Origin of the sequence: Cupriavidus gilardii (assembly GCF_017598945.1) — a bacterium.
Taxonomy (GTDB): domain Bacteria; phylum Pseudomonadota; class Gammaproteobacteria; order Burkholderiales; family Burkholderiaceae; genus Cupriavidus; species Cupriavidus gilardii_E.
This window is the reverse complement of sequence record NZ_JAGFTW010000005.1, coordinates 111,595-129,500: the sequence shown is the minus strand read 5'-3', so window position 1 is coordinate 129,500 and position 17,906 is coordinate 111,595. Positions and strand designations below refer to the sequence as shown.

The 17,906-nt window shown below is 69.2% G+C and carries 17 protein-coding genes; 9 read left to right on the top strand and 8 right to left on the bottom strand.

From position 1 onward, the window contains the following. Positions 1 to 8 precede the first annotated feature (8 nt). Entirely contained in the window at positions 9 to 854 is an 846-nt protein-coding gene (gene trxA / locus J5T34_RS02920) for a thioredoxin (RefSeq protein WP_208578487.1), read from the top strand. Between the two features lie 207 nt (positions 855 to 1,061). Here trxA and J5T34_RS02915 read toward each other — a convergent pair whose 3' ends face one another. Next, on the bottom strand, positions 1,062 to 1,535 hold the full coding sequence (locus J5T34_RS02915; RefSeq protein WP_208578486.1) for a hemerythrin domain-containing protein: 474 nt from the start codon (positions 1,533 to 1,535) through the stop codon (positions 1,062 to 1,064). Between the two features lie 107 nt (positions 1,536 to 1,642). Between J5T34_RS02915 and J5T34_RS02910 the strand changes: the two genes are divergently transcribed. Further along, complete coding sequence (locus J5T34_RS02910) at positions 1,643 to 2,221, top strand: AAA family ATPase (RefSeq protein ID WP_208578479.1); 579 nt, start codon at positions 1,643 to 1,645, stop codon at positions 2,219 to 2,221. 12 nt (positions 2,222 to 2,233) lie between these two features. On the opposite strand, the gene J5T34_RS02905 is transcribed toward J5T34_RS02910, so the two are convergent. Next, on the bottom strand, positions 2,234 to 3,076 hold the full coding sequence (locus J5T34_RS02905; RefSeq protein ID WP_432207622.1) for a tRNA threonylcarbamoyladenosine dehydratase: 843 nt from the start codon (positions 3,074 to 3,076) through the stop codon (positions 2,234 to 2,236). A 296-nt stretch (positions 3,077 to 3,372) separates the two neighbouring features. On the opposite strand from J5T34_RS02905, the gene J5T34_RS02900 reads away from it, so the two are divergent. From J5T34_RS02900 to J5T34_RS02880, 5 genes are all read left to right on the top strand, one after another. Beyond that, positions 3,373 to 5,664, top strand: a complete 2,292-nt coding sequence (locus tag J5T34_RS02900; protein ID WP_208578475.1) for an AsmA family protein — start codon at positions 3,373 to 3,375, stop codon at positions 5,662 to 5,664. A gap of 336 nt (positions 5,665 to 6,000) precedes the next feature. Further along, positions 6,001 to 7,194, top strand: a complete 1,194-nt coding sequence (locus J5T34_RS02895) for an MFS transporter (RefSeq protein WP_208578473.1) — start codon at positions 6,001 to 6,003, stop codon at positions 7,192 to 7,194. 200 nt (positions 7,195 to 7,394) lie between these two features. Continuing rightward, positions 7,395 to 8,033: a pyridoxamine 5'-phosphate oxidase gene (gene pdxH / locus J5T34_RS02890; protein WP_053821232.1), complete on the top strand. Its 639-nt coding sequence runs from the start codon at positions 7,395 to 7,397 to the stop codon at positions 8,031 to 8,033. A 222-nt stretch (positions 8,034 to 8,255) separates the two neighbouring features. Next, positions 8,256 to 9,488 (top strand): SAM-dependent methyltransferase, encoded by a 1,233-nt coding sequence (locus tag J5T34_RS02885; RefSeq protein WP_208578471.1) that lies wholly within the window; start codon positions 8,256 to 8,258, stop codon positions 9,486 to 9,488. Next, a complete protein-coding gene (locus tag J5T34_RS02880; RefSeq protein WP_208578469.1) occupies positions 9,481 to 10,560 on the top strand; it encodes a DUF72 domain-containing protein in 1,080 nt (359 codons plus the stop codon). Before J5T34_RS02885 ends, J5T34_RS02880 begins: the two co-directional genes overlap by 8 nt. A gap of 33 nt (positions 10,561 to 10,593) precedes the next feature. Here J5T34_RS02880 and msrA read toward each other — a convergent pair whose 3' ends face one another. The 5 genes from msrA to J5T34_RS02855 form a co-directional block, all read right to left on the bottom strand. Continuing rightward, positions 10,594 to 11,139, bottom strand: a complete 546-nt coding sequence (msrA, locus tag J5T34_RS02875; RefSeq protein ID WP_208578467.1) for a peptide-methionine (S)-S-oxide reductase MsrA — start codon at positions 11,137 to 11,139, stop codon at positions 10,594 to 10,596. A 61-nt stretch (positions 11,140 to 11,200) separates the two neighbouring features. Continuing rightward, positions 11,201 to 12,793, bottom strand: a complete 1,593-nt coding sequence (locus tag J5T34_RS02870; RefSeq protein ID WP_208578466.1) for a class I adenylate-forming enzyme family protein — start codon at positions 12,791 to 12,793, stop codon at positions 11,201 to 11,203. Then, positions 12,790 to 14,034 carry an acyl-CoA dehydrogenase family protein gene (locus J5T34_RS02865; protein ID WP_208578465.1) on the bottom strand — a complete coding sequence of 415 codons (1,245 nt, stop codon included), beginning with the start codon at positions 14,032 to 14,034 and terminating at the stop codon, positions 12,790 to 12,792. Before J5T34_RS02865 ends, J5T34_RS02870 begins: the two co-directional genes overlap by 4 nt. A 68-nt stretch (positions 14,035 to 14,102) precedes the next feature. Then, complete coding sequence (locus tag J5T34_RS02860; protein ID WP_208578464.1) at positions 14,103 to 14,942, bottom strand: alpha/beta fold hydrolase; 840 nt, start codon at positions 14,940 to 14,942, stop codon at positions 14,103 to 14,105. Between the two features lie 51 nt (positions 14,943 to 14,993). Then, on the bottom strand, positions 14,994 to 16,064 hold the full coding sequence (locus J5T34_RS02855) for a peptidase M29 (protein WP_208578463.1): 1,071 nt from the start codon (positions 16,062 to 16,064) through the stop codon (positions 14,994 to 14,996). Between the two features lie 192 nt (positions 16,065 to 16,256). On the opposite strand from J5T34_RS02855, the gene J5T34_RS02850 reads away from it, so the two are divergent. Then, positions 16,257 to 16,826 (top strand): flavin reductase family protein, encoded by a 570-nt coding sequence (locus J5T34_RS02850; protein ID WP_174108769.1) that lies wholly within the window; start codon positions 16,257 to 16,259, stop codon positions 16,824 to 16,826. Positions 16,827 to 16,873: 47 nt separating this feature from the next. Next, a complete protein-coding gene (locus tag J5T34_RS02845; protein WP_208578462.1) occupies positions 16,874 to 17,305 on the top strand; it encodes a MarR family winged helix-turn-helix transcriptional regulator in 432 nt (143 codons plus the stop codon). Between the two features lie 18 nt (positions 17,306 to 17,323). Here J5T34_RS02845 and J5T34_RS02840 read toward each other — a convergent pair whose 3' ends face one another. Then, positions 17,324 to 17,806, bottom strand: coding sequence for an Lrp/AsnC family transcriptional regulator (locus J5T34_RS02840; protein WP_208578461.1), 483 nt, complete (start codon positions 17,804 to 17,806; stop codon positions 17,324 to 17,326). Positions 17,807 to 17,906 lie beyond the last annotated feature (100 nt).

Here is a 17,906-nt window from a genome sequence, read left to right as displayed (position 1 = left end):
GGCAAGCAATGAGCGACGTCACCCTGCAGAACTTCGACCACGACGTGATTGCGCTGTCGCGCAGCGTCCCTGTGCTGGTGGACTTCTGGGCGCCATGGTGCGGACCGTGCCGCACGCTGGGGCCCCTGCTGGAAAAACTCGAACGCGAGGCCGGCGGCAAGTGGAAGCTGGCCAAGATCAATGTCGACGAGAACCAGGAGCTGGCGGCCCACTTCGGCGTGCGCAGCATTCCCCATGTGGTGGCCTTCGTCGACGGCAAGCCGGTCGACCAGTTCGTCGGCGTGCTGCCCGAATCGGGCCTGCGCGAATTCATCGCGCGGGTCACGCCGAACCCAGGCGAGGTCGCACTGCGCGAGGCCCGCAAGGCGGCGGCCGGCGGCAAGCACGAGATCGCGCGCGAGGCCTTCCAGGCCGCGCTGGCCTTCGATCCCGGTTTCGACGAGGCGCGCATCGACTACATCGCCTTCCTGCTCGACGGCAATGCGCTGGAGGAAGCCGAGGCCCAGTTCGGCATGCTGACGCCGCGCGCGCCGCAGCACGATGCCTATGCGGCGCTGCAAACCCGGCTCGAGGCGATGAAGGGTCTGGGAGACCTCCCCGACGAGGCCACGCTGACCGGCCGCATCGCCGCCGATCCGGCGGATCTGCGGGCCCGCCTCGATCTGGCGCGGCTGCTGATCGCCCGGCGCCAATACGAACCGGCGCTGGAGCAGCTGCTGGCGATCGTGACCACCGACCGCGCGTTCGAGGACGATGTCGGCCGCAAGACAATGCTGTCGGTGTTCGAGATGATGGGCGACGCACCGGAGGCGGTGTCGCGCTGGCGCCGGCAGTTGAGTGCGGCGCTGAATTGAGGTCGGTGGTCTGACCGGGGGCGGTTGCCCTCTCCCCCGCCCCTCTCCCGCAAGCGGGAGAGGGGAGAAAACCGTTGGCGTTGTCCCTTGTCCCTTGTCACCTGAGCGGGATAGCGGAGAAAACCAGCGGTGTTCTCCCTCTCCCCCTCAGGGGGGAGAGGGTTGGGGAGAGGGGGTGGTTTCGAAGCGCAGGCAGCCGCCTCGCCCTCACCCCGCCGGCCCCTCCACCAGCGTAAACCCGTTCTGCCGCATATACGCGACCATCGCGGCGTCCTGCTTGCGCACATGCAGTGCGAACCAGCCGGGCAGCTCGGCCACCAGGCGGCGCCCGGTCTCGAAGTCGCCCTCCTGCTCGACCTTCGCGCGGACCTTGTCGACGATCTCCAGCATCTGCCGATGCTCGCCGGCATGGCACTGGCGCGGGCCGAAGTTCATCGCCTCCATCCACGCCTCCTCCATGCCGAAGTGGTAGCGCGTGTGGTCGATCCATTCGTCCAGCGCGGCCAGAAAGCCCTCGTCGCTGGCGCGTGCGGCCGCCTGCAGCAGCAGCACGAACTCCGCATGCGTATGGTCGGTGACCGGCTCGCCCAGATGCAGATCGGCCGGCAGCGCGCTGCTGTCGAGGTCGGGCGGAGCGGCCGCTGGCGTCGCGGCGGCGGTGGTGGGGTCGGAAACGGTCATCAGGTCGATCGGTTATGCTGCGCGGAATGCCCGAAGGCACCGGGATACGCGCAAGGATACCGAATCCCCGCGCCGGGCACCCCGCTCCCCTCTCTCGCGCCGCCTCGATGCCACGACTGATTTTCTTCTGCGGACATGCCGGCACCGGCAAGACCACGCTGGCCCATCGGCTGATCGGCCCGCTGATGGAGGCCACCGGCGAACCGTTCTGCCTGCTCGACAAGGACACGCTGTACGGCCGCTACAGCGCGGCCGCGATGGGCGCGCTGACCGGCGATCCGAACGACCGCGACAGCCCGCTCTATCTGAAGCATCTGCGCGATCCGGAATATCAGGGCCTGCTCGATACCGCGCGCGAGAACCTGGCGCTTGGCATCAGCGCGATCGTGATCGGCCCGCTGTCGCGCGAGATCCGCGAGCATCGCCTCAGCGATCCGCAGTGGCTGGCGCTGCCGGCCGGCACCACGGTGCGCGTGGTCTGGGTGCACCTGCCCGAGGACGAGGCGCACGCGCGCATCGTGCGGCGCGGCAATCCCAACGATGCCTACAAGCTGGCGCACTGGGAAGACTACCGGCAGCGGCGCTTCATGCCGGATCCGGCCGAGTATCCCGAACTGATCTACTTCGACAACCTGGCACCCGATGACGCCGCGGTGGCCGGACTGCTCGATGCCCTGAGCACGTAGCCTGGACCGCCGTCAGCGCGGCTGGGCGATCGCGCTCAGCGCCACCGACGCCGCGACGAAGCCGAACACCGCGGTGACCGCCACCGACGAGCCGAAGCCCGCGCAAGCCAGCCCCTGCGGCCCTTGCCGCGGCGGATGTGCGGCATCGGCAAAGGGCGCCTCGTCGATTTCGCAGGCCTGCTGCTCCGGCTCGGGATAGCGCAACGGTTCGTCGGAATACACCGCCTGCAGGCCGAACGGCTTTTTCGGATCGCGGGGGAATCCCCATTGCTGGCGCAGCCCGGCACGGACCTTGGCCAGCAGCGGATCCTGGACGGTACGCGACAGGTCGGCGACGCGCACGCGAGTCGGGTCGAGCTGCCCGCCGGCGCCGCCGCAGGTGACGATCGGCAGCCGCTGGCGCCGGGCCCAGCCCAGCATCGCAATCTTGACCTTGACCGCATCGATCGCGTCGATCACATGGTCGTGGCCGGCCAGCAGCGCCTCCACATTGTCCGGCGTCACGAAATCGTCGACCGGACGCACGCGCACGCGCGGGTTGATCTGCAGCAGCCGCTGCGCCATCGCCTCGACCTTGGCCCGCCCGTATTCGTCGCCCAGCGCGTGGATCTGGCGGTTGGTGTTCGACGGGGCGATGTGGTCCAGGTCGATCAGCGTGATGCGGCCGACCGCATTGCGGGCCAGCGCTTCCGCGGCCCAGCTGCCGACCCCGCCGATGCCGACCACGCAGACGTTGGCGGCCTCCAGCCGCGCCAGGCCGTCGGCGCCGTAGAGCCGCGCCACGCCGCCGAAGCGGCGATGGTAGTCGTCGTCCCCGGCACTGTCGTGCGGCAGCGCGGCGGGCAGTTCCGCCAGCGCGTGCACGGCGGAGAGGTCGTCATTGCGGTCGGCACTGTAGCTGGCGCTGGCGTCAGCGCGGGAGTCGGCGTTGCGGTCGTCGGCCATCGAGGACTTCACCATCGGCTGGGCCCGCCGGCCTGAACGTGCAAGGGGCGGCGGCGGGCAAAAAATGCGGAATTCGCGGGCATCATTGTCAGTCGCATGCCGACAGGAGGGCCCGGCGCGCAACTATACAATAGCCGCAACGTGGTACGTTCGCCGCGCCCGGCGAGCCAGTTCGGTTCGTGCATGCGCCGGCCAGGGAGCCCCTCATGTCGATGCGCCGCCAGGCCGTGCTGTGGAGTGTATTGACGCCCTTGGTGTTGATTGCGGCGGTGGTGGCCTTCGTGCTGCTGTTCGACTGGAACCGCCTGAAGCCGTGGCTCAACGACAAGGTCAGCGACGCCATCGGCCGGCCCTTCGCCGTCAACGGCGACCTGATCCTGACCTGGCGCAGGCCCGAGGGCGAAAGCGGCTGGCGCCGCCTGGTGCCGTGGCCGCGGCTGTCCGCGCGCGATGTCACCATCGGCAATCCCGACTGGACCCAGCAGCCCAACCTCGCCACCGCGCGCGAGCTGGTGTTCCTGCTGCGGCCGCTGCCGCTGCTGACGCGCGAAATCTCGCTGCCGAGCATCACCATCGACGGTCCCTCGGTCGCGCTGGAACGGCTGGCCGACAAGCGCAACAACTGGACCTTCCCCACCCGCGAAGACAAGGAGCCATCGCAATGGCATCTCGAAATCGGCGAGGTGGTGCTGACGCGCGGGCATCTGGCGCTGAACGACGCCGCCAGCAAGATCGAGCTGCGCGCGACGCTCGAGACCATCGGCGATGCGGCGCTGTACGACAAGGACCGCGACGGGCCGCTGGCCCCCTCATCGGCGCCGGCGGCCTCGGCGGCGCCCGCCAGCGGCGCCAGCACCCCCGCCGCCGCCAGCGCGTCGGCGCCGGCGGCCTCCCCCGCCGACGCGAAGAACAGCAAGGGCGAACCGGTCTATGGCATCCGCTGGCGCGCGGTCGGCCACTACAACAAGGCCACCATCAATGCCAACGGCAAGGCCGGCGCGGTGCTGAACCTGCGCGACGCCAGCCGCCCCTATCCGCTGCAGGCCGATGTGCGCGTCGGCGCCACCCGCGCGCAGATCGAAGGCACGCTGACCGAACCGGCCCGGCTGGCGGCGCTGGACCTGATGCTGCAGCTGTCCGGCGAGAGCATGGCCGATCTGTATTCGCTGACGGGTGTCGTGCTGCCCGAGACCCCGCCATATCGCACCAACGGCCGTCTGACCGCGACGCTGCGCAAGGGCGCGTCGGTCTACCGCTATCAGAACTTCACCGGCCGGGTCGGCGGCAGCGACCTTGCCGGCACGCTGACCTATAGCCAGCGCGATCCGCGCCCGCTGCTCGCCGGCGAGTTGGTGTCGAAGCAGCTGCGCTTCGAGGACCTGGCGCCGCTGATCGGCGCGGACGCCAAACCCGGCCAGCCCGCGGCGCGCAGCCCGGTGCGCCAGCCGGCCGACAAGGCGTTGCCGGTGGCGCCGTTCCGCACCGAGCGCTGGGACGACATCGACGCCAACGTGCGCTTCACCGGGCAGCGGATCATCCGCGACGTCGATCTGCCGATCAACAATCTGGAGACCCATATCCAGCTGCAGGACGGCGTGCTGAACCTCAAGCCCCTGAACTTCGGCGTGGCTGGCGGCACCCTCGCGTCGAACCTGCAGCTGAACGGCAAGCGCACGCCGATGGGCGCGACCATCGACATGACGGCGCGCCGGCTCAAGCTCAAGCAGCTGTTCCCGAACCTCGAATCGATGCGCGCCAGCGTCGGCGAGATCAACGGCGCGGCCAAGCTGTCGGCGACCGGCAATTCGGTGGCGGCGCTGCTCGGTTCGTCCAATGGCGAGGCGCGGCTGCTGGTCGAGAACGGCACCATCAGCAAGTTCATCCTGGAGGCGATGGGGTTGAACGTCGGCAGCGTGATCATCGCCAAGCTGTTCGGCGACAAGCCGGTGCAGATCCATTGCGGCGTGGCGGACTTCACCTTCACCAACGGCATGGGCCGCGCCCGCACCTTCGTCATCGATACCGAGGACGCCACCATCAACGCCACCGGCGTGGTGGACCTCGCCAGCGAGCGGCTGGGCCTGACGATCAATCCCGACTCCAAGGGCATGCGGGTGTTCTCGCTGCGCTCGCCGCTCTATGTCGGCGGCACGCTGAAGGATCCGCGCGTCAGTCCGGACATCGGCGTGCTGGCGCTGCGCGCCGGCGGCGCGGTCGCGCTGGCGCTGCTGGCGCCGGTCGCAACGGTGCTGCCGCTGATCGATCTGTCGCCGGCCGAGGACAGCCAGTGCGCCAAGCTGCTGGCCGAACTGCGCAAGCGCCCGACCGCGCCGCCGCCGGGCAAGACCTACCGCGACCGCCGTGCGCCGGCGGCCTCGGGTCCGGCGGCCCAGCCGCCCGCCGGCGGCAACGAGCCCGAGCCGCGTCGCCAAAATCCAACCACGCCCGCCGCACCGTCGCCCGGACCCAACAGATCGCCAATGTATCAGGGCGGCTGACGCGCTGCCCGGTTCACATCGCCGCGCGGGCCCGACGCGCACCGATGCTCCAGCGCAACACTCCCGTGCACACGCCCCCTTTCTGTGCACCAAAACCTAAAAGACCGTTGCACCCTGTCAACAAGCGCACCATAATTAAACGGCCATTTACATGGAGCTGCGGCGCAGTCACAGCGGCTCGATGCACAAGACAACGCTGTAAACAGATGGCACTTTGCGGACGGCGCCCGACAGGGCGCGGTCTGTTGCGGGGCGCGGCGCATGCCGCCCCCCGTTCGTCTTTTTCGGTCTTGCCGGTCGTTCCGGCTCACCCCTCCGCCTCCCGGTCCAGCACGAATGACGCCGTATCCCGCCGCCGCCATGCCGATCAGTGTTCTGATCGCGCTGACGGTGTGCAACCACGTCGCGTTCAACGCCAGCCGCGTCGTCGTTTCCCTGTTCGCCATTTCGCTGAAGGCTTCGACCATCACGCTCGGCCTGCTGATGTCACTGTACGCGCTGCTGCCGATGCTGCTGGCGATCCGCGCCGGGCGCCGCATCGACCAGATCGGGCCGCGCCGGCCGATGACGGCGGGCTCGCTGATGGTGGTGGCCGGCACGCTGCTGCCGGCGATCTGGCCGAGCGTCGCCGCGCTGTACGCCTCGTGCGCGCTGATCGGCGTCGGCTTCATGCTGGTCCAGGTCGCGATGCAGCTGCTGATCGGCCAGCTGTCGACCGACGAGACCCGTCTTCGCAACTACACCTGGCATGCGCTGGGCCTGTCGGTGTCCGGGACGCTGGGCCCGGTGACAGTCGGCTACGTGATCGAGCACGCCGGCTATCGGCCTGCCTTTCTGCTGCTGGTCGGCATCGCGCTGATCGGGCAGATCGGCCTGCGCCTGGTGCATGACCGCCTGCCCGCGCAGGGCGCCGGCGCAGCGCGCCAGGCCGCGCTCGACGGCAGCCGCGGCTCGGCGCTGGACTTGCTGATGGTGCCCGAGCTGCGCGCGGTCTTTGTCGCCAGTGCGGTGCTGTCCGCCGCGTGGGATCTGCATGCGTTCCTGATCCCGATCCAGGGCACGCGCGTCGGCCTGTCGCCGTCGTCGATCGGCTGGGTGCTCGGCGCCTTCGCGATCGCCACGCTGGCGATCCGCATCGCGATGCCGCTGGTCACGCGCCATCTGTCCGAATGGAAGATCATCCGCGGCGCGCTGCTGGTCGGCGGCATCGCCTATCTGCTCTACCCCTTCGTCTCGACCTTCTGGCTGATGTGCTGCCTGGCGTTCGTGCTGGGCCTGGCGCTGGGCAGCGCGCAGCCCAACGTGATGAACATCCTGCATAGCGCGTCGCCGTCGGGCCGCGCCGGCGAGGCGCTGGGCCTGCGCTCGGCAGTGCTGAACACCAGCCAGGTGGTCTGGCCGCTGACCTTCGGCGTGGTCGGCACCGCGCTCGGTATGCTGCCGATCTTCCTGTCGATGGCGGGCGCGATGGGCGTGGCCGGTTTCTATTCGCGCGGACAGACGCGCAAGCTGCCGCCGCCAGCCGCATGAGGCCTGACGCCTGAGGCCTGCGGCCTGCGGCGGCTATTGCGGGCCGGCCTTCGTACGGGTTCCGCGCCGGGATGCCTTCGCTATACTCCAGGCATCCGGATCCGCATATCGGCCGCGCAAGCAGGTGTGCCGTCGCTATCGGAGACCGATCAGGACGCTTCAACCATCCCTCCCGCGGCCGTGCCGCTGCCCTTCCCGCCATGACGCAACTCGCCGATCTCCGTCGTACCTATGTGCTCGGTTCGCTGACCGAAGCCGATGTCGCGCCCCAACCCATCGCGCAATTCGAACGCTGGTTCGAGGAAGCGCTGACCGCCAAGCTGCCCGAGCCGAATGCGATGACGCTGGCCACGGTCGACGCCAGCGGCCAGCCCTCGGCCCGCATCGTGCTGCTCAAGGGCATCGACGAGCGCGGCTTCACCTTCTTCACCAATTACGAGAGCCGCAAGGGTCTGGACCTGGCGGTCAATCCGCGCGCCGCGCTGCTGTTCCACTGGGTCCAGCTCGAACGGCAGGTTCGCATCGAAGGGGTCGTCGAGAAAGTCAGCGACGCCGAGAGCGATGCCTACTTTGCCTCGCGTCCGCTGGGCTCGCGCATCGGCGCCTGGGCCTCGGCGCAGAGCCAGGAGGTGGCCGACCGCGCGCTGCTCGAGCAGCGCGAAGCCGAGTTCCGCCAGCGCTTCGGCGAGAACCCGCCGCGGCCGCCGCACTGGGGCGGCTATCGCGTGGCCCCGACGCGCGTCGAATTCTGGCAGGGCCGTCCGTCGCGGCTGCACGATCGCATCGCTTATCTGCGCCAGCCGGACGGCAGCTGGCGCATCGCGCGGTTGTCGCCGTAAGTGGGTTGGCGCAGCGGCGCGCGGTTTGCCCCTGTCATCGATATGGGGTCTAGGCAGTGCACTGCACACCGGCGCGGTTTGGCGTATAAAGTGAAACGCCAGACGCACCGGGCAGCGGGCTCTGGCGTTGGGTATGGCACAGTCTGATATATCGGAAGACGTAGCCGCGCCCACAGTTGTTCGTTGGAGAAGTATGCCGCCATTCATCAGGAGGAAAGCCGCATGTTTTTCAAGCAAGCACTGGACACGCAACTGGAGCGCTGGGTCGCGGAACTGCGCGACAAGGCCAACCTGCCCGTCAAGCTGCGGCTCTGGAATGGCCACGAATACGCGCTGGGCAACTTCGAACAGCCGGCCGTCACGCTGACCGTGCGCGAGGCCGGCGCGCTGCCGCTGCTGCTGACGCCGACGCTGGACAATCTGGGCGAGGCCTACGTCCAGCAGAAGATCGATCTGGAGGGCAAGCTCGCCGACATCATCGCGGTCGGCTACGGCTTCTCCCGCGCCACCACGCAACTGGCCGGCAGCACGCTGGCCCGCGTCGCGCAGCGCTTCACCCATACGAAGCAGGAAGACAAGGCGTCGATCGAATACCACTACGACGTTTCCAACGACTTCTACAAGCTGTGGCTGGACCCGAACATGGTCTACTCGTGTGCGTACTTCGAGCACGGCACCGAGGACCTGGCCACCGCGCAACTGAAGAAGATCGACCACATCCTGACCAAGATCCGGCTGCAGCCGGGCCAGACGCTGCTCGACATCGGCTGCGGCTGGGGCGCGCTGGTGCTGCGCGCCGCGCAGAAGTTCGGCGCGCGCTGTGTCGGCATCACGCTGTCGGAAAACCAGTTCGCGCTGGCGACCGAGCGGGTCAGGCAGGCCGGGCTGCAGGATCAGATCGAGATCCGCCTGCAGGACTACCGCGACGTGACCGGGACCTTCGATCGCATCACCAGCGTCGGCATGTTCGAGCACGTCGGCAAGGAGAACCTGGTCACCTACTTCAGCCGCATGTGCGAGCTGCTGGCCGACGACGGCATCGCGATGAACCACGGCATCACCTCGCCCGACCCGGACAGCGGCAAGGTGCCGATGGATGGCGCGCAGTTCATGGATCGCTACGTGTTCCCGCAGGGCGAGCTGCCGCATATCAGCATGGTGCTGCATACGCTCGCCAAGGGCGGCCTCGAGGCTTACGACGTCGAGCTGCTGCGCCGGCACTATGCGCAGACGCTGCGCCACTGGGCCGAGAACTTCGAGACGCACGGCGAGACCATCCGCGCGATGGTCGGCGAGAAGAAGTACCGCATCTGGCGCGTCTACCTGGCCGGCTGCGCGCAGGCCTTCGACAGCGAGAAGATGTCGATCTACCAGGTGGTCTGCCACAAGGCGACCCAGCCGTCGAACACGCTGCCCTGGTCGCGGCATTACATCTACGACAAGACGCTTGATTGACGATTTGTTTGGCGACCCGGTATCCGAGGCGGCACCGGGTCGCACCGCTACTTCCCCCGATGGCCCCGTCGCTGTGCCGAATGGCACCGCCAAGCCGGCCCGGCGCGGCAAGACGATCCAGCCCGTCGCGGCCTGCGCCGAACTGACGGCCCTCGCCGCCCGGCTGCCCCGCCACCTCTACCTCGGCACCTCGACCTGGTCCTACCCCGGCTGGAAGGGCCTCGTCTACGACGGCGACTACAGCGACAGCCTGCTGTCGCGCAAGGGGCTCGCCGCCTACGCCTGCCATCCGCTGCTGCGCGCGGCCGGCGTCGACCGCGGCTTCTACGCACCGATTCCGCTGGCCGACTACCTCGCCTATGCGGCGCAGGTGCCCGAGGATTTCCGCTTTCTGGTCAAGGCGCCTGCCAGCGTCTGCGATCCGTGGCTGCGCGACAGCAACGGCGCCGGCCGGCTCGCCAATGCGGCGTTTCTCGACGTCGAGATCGCGGTCCGCGATTTCGTCACGCCGGCCACCGCGGGACTCGGCGCCAAATGCGGGCCGCTGCTGTTCCAGCTGTCGCCGCTGCGCGCGATGGCCAACGATGCCGCGGCCTTTCTGGCGCGGCTCGATGCCTTCCTGTCGGCCCTGCCGGCGCTCGACCCCGTGCAGACGCCCCATGCCTGTTATGCGGTCGAACTGCGCGACCCCGAACTGCTGACGCCGCGCTTCATCAAGCTGCTGCGCGCGCGTGGCGTGCGCTTCGGCTGCGGCGCGCGCGACCGCATGCCGCCGCTGACGCGCCTGGCCGCCGCGCAGACGTTGCGCGACGAAGGCGAGCCGGGCCCGCTGGTGCTGCGCTGGCTGCTGCATCCGGGCTATGGCTACGACCAGGCCGAGGCGGCCTTCGAGCCGTTCGACCGGTTGCGCGCGCTCGATCCGCAGACGCTGGCCGCCGCGGCGGACCTTGCCGTGCGCACGCTGCAGGCCGGGCAACCGGCCTATCTGATCGTCAGCAACAACGCCGAGGGCTGTGCGCCGCTGACGCTGGCGCGGCTGGCCGAGGCGATCGCGCAGCGGCTGGGCGTGTAGCTGCCCGCCGCTGCGGCCGCCATCGACGCGCGCTTACTGTGCGCGCAGCCGATGGGCGAAGCTCTTGCGGAACTTGGCCACCTTCGGCGAGATCACGAAGGCGCAATAGCCCTGCTCCGGATGATTGCGGAAGTAGTTCTGGTGATAGGCCTCGGCGCGCCAGTAGCGCTGCGCCGGTTCGACCTGGGTGACCAGCGAGCCGTCGTAGAGCTGGCGCGCGGCGATGTCGGCCATCACCTGCTGCGCGGTGTCGCGCTGCGCGTCCGAATGGGTGTAGATCACCGAGCGGTACTGCGTTCCGACGTCGTTGCCCTGACGATTAAGCGTGGTCGGATCGTGGATCGCGAAGAAGATCTCCAGGATCTCGCGATAGGAGATCACCGCCGGATCGAAGCTCACCCGCACGACTTCGGCATGGCCGGTGTCGCCGCTGCAGACCTGCTCATAGCTGGGATCGTCGACATGGCCGCCGGTATAGCCGGACTCCACCGCGGTCACGCCTTCGACCTGCTGATAGACCGCCTCCAGGCACCAGAAGCAGCCGCCACCGAGCGTGGCGATTTCGGTTCGATCTTCCATGGATGCTTACCCATTGAGGATGCGCCGCGAGGGCGCGATCGAACGATGATACCCGCCGCGCTTACATCGTGCCGCCGCGCCGCGCCTCCAGCGTCGCGCGCAGCTGCGGCTTCAGGACCTTGCCGAGCGCGCTCCTGGGCAGCGCATCGAGCAGCACCACCTCGCGCGGCAGCTTGAAGCGGGCGATGCGGGCCGACAGCGCCTCGCGCAGCGGTTCGGTCGCCAGTGCCGCGCGATCCGCGCCGGCCGCCGGCACGATGACAGCGACCGGCACCTCGCCCCAGCGCGGATCGGGCAAGCCCACCACCGCGCATTCGGCCACGCCGGGCAGCGCGACCAGCGCGTTCTCGATCTCGGCCGGATAGATGTTCTCGCCGCCCGAGATGATCATGTCCTTGCTGCGGCCGACCACCTCGATGCAGCCGTCGGCGTCGCGATGCGCCAGATCGCCGGAACGGAACCAGCCGTCGACGAAGCCGGGATGGGCGGGCTCGCGCCAGTAGCCCTGCATCAGATTGCTGGCGCGGATGCAGATCTCGCCGACCTCGCCCTCTGCGACCTCCTCGCCGTCGCGGCCAAGCAGCCGCACCTGCGCCTCGGGCTGCGGCCAGCCCGCATAGCCCGGCCGCGCCATCGCCTCGTGCAGACGCAGCACGATCGAAACCGGCCCGGTCTCGGTGGCGCCGTAGACCTGCCCCAGCGGCACGCCGCGCGCGTGGAAGGCATCGATATAGGCGCGCGGGATCGTCGACGAGCCGGCCATCACGCCGCGCAGCACGCTCAGGTCGGCGTCGGCCCATGCCGGATGTTCGAGCACCGCGCGCAGCGTGGCCGGCACCATCAGCGACAGCGTCGGCCGCGCCTGGGCGAGCGCGTCAAGCCAACCGTCCGGCGTGAAGCGCTCGTGCAGCGTTACCTGCGCGCCGAGCAGCAGCGCCGGCACGGTCTGGATGCACAGTCCGCCCACATGGAACATCGGCAGCGTCGACAGGACATGGTCGGTGTCGCGCATGTCGTGCGCCCACCAGCTGGCGCGCGCATTGGCCAGCAGCGCGGCCTGCGTATGCAGCGCGCCCTTGGGCTGGCCGGTGGTGCCCGAGGTGTAGACCAGCAGCAGCGGCGTGTCGTCGGGCATCGGGCCGATCGGCGACTCGGTCGGCTCGGGCGGCGCCGGGCTGTCGATCAGGCGGTCGATATGGGCGTGGCGCACCGTGCCGCCCTCGTTCGCACCTTCGCCTGCGTCCCTGCTGGCGTTCGCCACCGCAGCGGCGGCCTCGGCGTGCGCGTCGTCATGAAAGATCGCGCGCACGCCGGCATGCGCCGCGATTGCGGCGAGCTCGGGCACCGCCAGCCGATAATTCAGCGGCACGAAGATCGCGCCGAGCCGCGCGCAGGCGAACAGCAGCGCCAACTGCAGATCGTGGTTCAGGCACAGCGTGGCGACGCGATCGCCGCGGGCGATGCCCCAATCGGCGAGCAGATGGGCGGCGACGCGTTCGATTCGGCTCCACAGCTTCGCATAGCCGATCGTGCGCCCCTGAAAATGCAGCGCCGGCCGATGCGGCTGACCGTCGGCCAGCGCATGCAGCGGGCGCAGCAGCGCGCCGACGCTGGCCGCATCGAGGTGCGGCCGCCCTCCGCAGGCGCCGCTCATTCGTCGCGCTCGCCCGGTTCGTACAGCGTCTCGCGGCCCATGCGGTCGAGGATCAGCTCGGCGGTCCACGGCAGCATCAGCGCGCCGCAGCGCGAATCGCGATAGAGCCGCTCGAGCGGCAGGTCCTTGAGCATCGACTGGCCGCCGCAGGTGCGGATCGCCAGCCGTGCGATATCGTTGGCGCCTTCCATCACCGCGTAGTGCGCGGCATAGAGCCGCATGCGCTGGTCCTTCGACGGATTGGGCCGCGCCTCGTGGATGACGCGCCAGAACAGCGAGCGCATCGACTCGAGCTGGATGCGCATCTGCGCCACCGCGATCTGCTTGGTCGGATACATGCGGCGCTTGACCGGCGGCTGGCCGGGCACCTCGCCGCGCAGGTATTGCACCGTGAAGTCGTAGGCGGCCTGCGCCACGCCCAGATAGGTGGGCGACAGCGTGAAGAACATCGCTGGCCAGGTCTGCGCGGCCTTGTAGTAGACGCCGCGCGGCATCAGCTGCTCGTCGTCCGGCACGAACACGTCCTTGAGCAGCAGCGTGCGCGAGACCGTGCCGCGCATGCCCATCGGGTCCCAGTCGCCGGTCACGGTCAATCCCTCGGCCTTGCCCGGCACCGCGATATACAGCGTGTCGCGCATGTCGGGATGATGGTCGCCGCGGTCCTCGGTGCAGAGGATGCCGTAGTAATCCGCCGCGCCCGACAGCGACGCGAAGATCTTGCGGCCGTTGAGCAGCCAGCCGCCCTCGACCTTGCGCGCGGTGGTGCCGAACGGCGCCTTGCCGGCCGCGGCGGCCGAGCCTTCGGAGAACGGCTGCGCGTAGACCGCGCCGTCCTTGACCACACGGGCGAAATGCAATTCGCGACGGGCCGCGTGTTCGGCGCGCTGCGCGTCCGTCATCGCGATGCCGTCGGCCAGCATGCCGGTCCACATCGTCGAGCAGATATGCATGTTGTAGGTGAGCGCGGTGGCGCCGCAGAAGCGGCCGATCTCCGCGCCGATCATGCAGTAGGTCGCGAAGTCCGCGCCCTCGCCGCCAAAGGCCTTCGGCACGCACAGCGCCAGCAGCCCGGCCTCGCGCAGATCGTCGTAGTTGGCGAACGGGAAGCTCGCCTCGCGGTCCCATTGCGCCGCGCGCGGGGCGAAGCGTTCGCGGCCGAGCCGGTTGGCCAGCGTCAGCAGACGGACCTGATCGTCGGTGAAGTCGGCCTCGCCGACGGCGGGAACGAAGTCCAGGGGCATGATGGTGTCTCTCGTGGTCAGCTTGTTATGGGTCCGGCGTGGCCGCGTTGCCGCGCTTCGAAGTTGCGTCAGCGCGCGGGGAAATGCCGCCGCAGGAAATCGAGCACGGCCGCGTTGAACAGCGCCGGCTGCTCCATGCAGGCCAGATGGCCGACGCCCGGCAGGCAGCGGTACTCGGCGCCCGGAATGCGCGCCGCCATCCGTTCCATCACCGCCGGCGCCGCATTGGCGTCGTGCTCGCCGGCCAGCGCCAGCACCGGCACCGCGATGCCTGCCAGCGCCGCGCGCTGGTCGAACCGCACCAGCGCATGCAGCGCGGCGCGATAGGTGTCGGGCGGCACGCTGGCCATCACGCGCGTGGCGAAGGCCACCGCGTCGGCCGGCGCATCCGGGGCCACCATGCCGCGCACGAGGCCGGCGGCCATCTCGGCCATGGTGCGGCCCGCATCCAGCGGCGCCGTGCGCGCCGCGATGAAGTCGCGCTGCCAGTCGCCGTCGGCCTTGCCGAAGGCCGGCGAGGTGCCCGACAGCACCATGCCGTCGATCGCCGCGGGCATCGCCGCACAGGCCTGCTGCGCGACCATGCCGCCCATGCTGTGGCCGAGCAGCACCACGCGGCGGCCGGCGTCGCGCTCGGCTCGCAGCACCGGTGCCAGCGCGGCGGCCAGGCCGGCGAAGTCGTACGGGTCGATCGTCGCGCTGTCGCCGTAGCCGGGCATGTCCCAGGCGACCGCACGGTAGCCGGCCTCGGTCAGCGCGTCGAATTGCGCGGGCCAGGCGGCCTTGCCGCCGCCGATGCCGTGCAGCATCACCACGGCAACGGGGCCATCGCCGCGTGCCACGGTGGCGATGCCGTTGGGGTGGCGGACTACATGGTCGGCGTGGCGGTCGGAATCAAGCTCGGACATCGAAGCTCCTTGCGGCGTATCGGGGTATCGGCGTGTCGGGGTGTCGGCGCGTCAGCGCGGCATATCGGCCAGCCGGCCCTGCTCGACCTCGGCCACGCCGTCCAGCGTCACCGTGCAGCCGCGCAGCGGCAGATCGAAATGGCCCAGCGTATGGCGGCCGGCCACTTCGTTGGCGCCCGTCGAATAGAGGAAATTGCCGGCAAACGCGCGCAGCTCGGTGCCGTTGCAATCGCGCCGGTCGTAGAAGGTCAACGCGTCCCAGCGCGCCTGCGGGTTCATGCCCCAGCCGACATGCGAGACCGCGTAGGCATCGCGCGTGCCTTCCTTGTCGGCCCAGGCCGCGTAGTAGCCGCGCATCATGTCGGCATCGACGCCGTGACCGTCGATGTCGACGATGTAGTCGTTCTCGACATGGCAGACCACCGTGTCGCGCAGATAGGTCTTGAAGGTCAGGTTGACGTCGCCCGGCGCCAGCACCAGCGTGCCGTTGACCTGGCCGGTGGCCGGGAATGCCAGGCACAGCCCGCCCGGCCAGTGCGCGACCTGGCCCGGCTTGTTGCAATAGCCCCAGACCCCGCCGACGCGCGCGCCGGCCAGTCCGATGCGCAGATCGGTGCCGGCGCCGGAGCTCACGCGCATCTCGGCGGCACCGCGCAGCCGCCGCATCGCCGCGCGCACGCCGGTCTCCAGCGCGGGATCGGGCACGCAGCGTTCGAGGATTTCGGGATGTTCGTTGCTGATCATCAGCAGCCGCGGCACGACGCCGTCGGCGCCGCGCAGGATTCGCGGCAGTTCGGGCGCGTGCAGCAGCCCTTCGACGGTGCAGTCCAGCACCAGGTGGCAGCGCGACAGCGCGGCGATCACCGGCTCGAGCTGCTGCAGCGCATCGCTGGCGCCGGTCGAGCGCACCGGCGCCGGCGCCTGCAGCGCGGGGCTCGGCACCCGCACCCGGATCGGGGTCGCGCCCAGCGCCTGCACCGCCAGCTCGGCCAAGTCCACGATGACTTGTCGGGATTGCGACTCCGCTACAATGCCGACAACTTCACCCGCGGAAAGCGCGCACAGCTCCAGCGTTCGGCGAAAGGCCGCCAGCCAGCGGTGTTCGATCTGCTCGACGAGCATGACACTCCTCCTCTGCTACTGCTGATTGGGGATCCGGCCCCGCCGCGCGGTGCGTTGCACGGTGCCGCAGCAAAGCGCCGCCTTGCCGTTTGCGATCCCGCCTGCGTTCCTCGCTTGTGTTTCCAGCTTGTGATTCTGCGTTCTGCGGCAAATAATATATGAAATTTCATGGAAATCAGCGGTACCCGACCTATGGGATTTCCCGACGCCAACCCGCCTGACGGGAACCTGATGCCCCACGGCCAAGCCGCCGCGCCGGACTTCGACGCCCTGCATTTCCGCCGTGCGCTGTCGCAGTTCGCCACCGGCGTGACGGTCATCACCACGCGCGCGATGCGCGAATCCCCGGCCGATCCGCCTTTCGTCGGCATCACGGCCAGCTCGTTCAATTCGGTCTCGCTCGATCCGCCGCTGGTGCTGTGGAGCATGGCCAGCCGCGCCAACAGCCTGCCGATGTTCCGCGGCGGCTCGCACTACATCATCAACGTGCTGGCCGCGACCCAGCTGGACCTGTGCCAGCGCTTCGCCACGCTCAAGGGCGACCGCTTCGCCGGCGTCGATTACCGGCTGTCGGCCACCGGCCTGCCCATCCTTGCCAATGCGCTGGCCTGGTTCGAATGCCACAACCGCAGCCGCTACGACGAGGGCGATCACGTGATCTTCGTCGGCGAGGTGGAACGTTGCGGCATCCACACCAGCGGCGGCCTGCCGCTGGTGTTCCAGGGCGGGGCGTTCTCCACCACCTGCCCGCTGCGCGACTGAACGCGCCGCGCCTTCCCCTTCGACCGCCGTCCCGGCCGCACACGACCATGCCCTTCGTCGACGGATATCTGCCCTATCTGCTGGCGCGCGCCAGCCATCTGGTGTCGGGGGAATTCCACCGCAAGGTCGAGGCGGCGGGCCTGAGCGTGCCCGAATGGCGCGTGCTGGCGACGCTGGCGGACCGCGACGACTGCACGGTCGGCACGCTGGCCGATATCACGCTGACCAAGCAGCCGACGCTGACCAAGCTGCTCGATCGCATGACCGCCGACGGCCTGGTCGAGCGCCGCCGCGACGGCGCGCCGGATCGGCGCCAGGCGCTGGTGTCGATCACCGAGCGCGGACGCGAACGGGCCCGGCCGCTGCTGGTCCAGGCGGCCCAACACGAGGCCCAGGTACTGGCCGCGTTCGGCGCCAGCCAGGGCGACCAGCTGAAGGAAACGCTGCGCCGGCTGATCGCACTGCACGCACGGCGGTAAGCTTCGGGGCTCCCCGGGCTACCCCTGCCCGTCCGGCTGAACCAGCGCCAGAGGCGAGCCTTCGCTCTTGATCCGCTGCAGCACGATGTTCGAGCGGATGTCCATCACCCCCGGCGTGCGATAGAGCCGGTTCACGATGAAATCGGAGTAGTGCTTCAGGTTGCGCGCCTGCACGCGCAGGATGTAATTGCTGTCGCCGGTGATCACATAGGCCGACAGCACCTCGGGCCACGATTGCACCGCCGCGTTGAAGGTGTCGTGCCATCCCTCGACCGCCGGCCGCATCGACACCTGCACGATCGCTTCCAGCTCCAGCCCCAGCCGCTCGGCATCGAACCAGGCGCGATAGCCGCCGATCACGCCGCTTTCCTCCAGCAGCCGCACGCGGCGCAGGCAGGCCGACGGCGACAGCGCCACGCGCTCGGCCAGGTCCTGATTGCTGATGCGGCCGTTCTGCTGCAGGCAGGTCAGGATGCGCAGATCGATGGGATCGAGGGTCATGTCGAAGATTCTTTCGTGGTGGCGTTTATTTATCGAATTCTATGCGAATTTCGGCATGAACAGCCGTCGAAATAGCAAGCCTCTTTCCCGAATTCTTGAC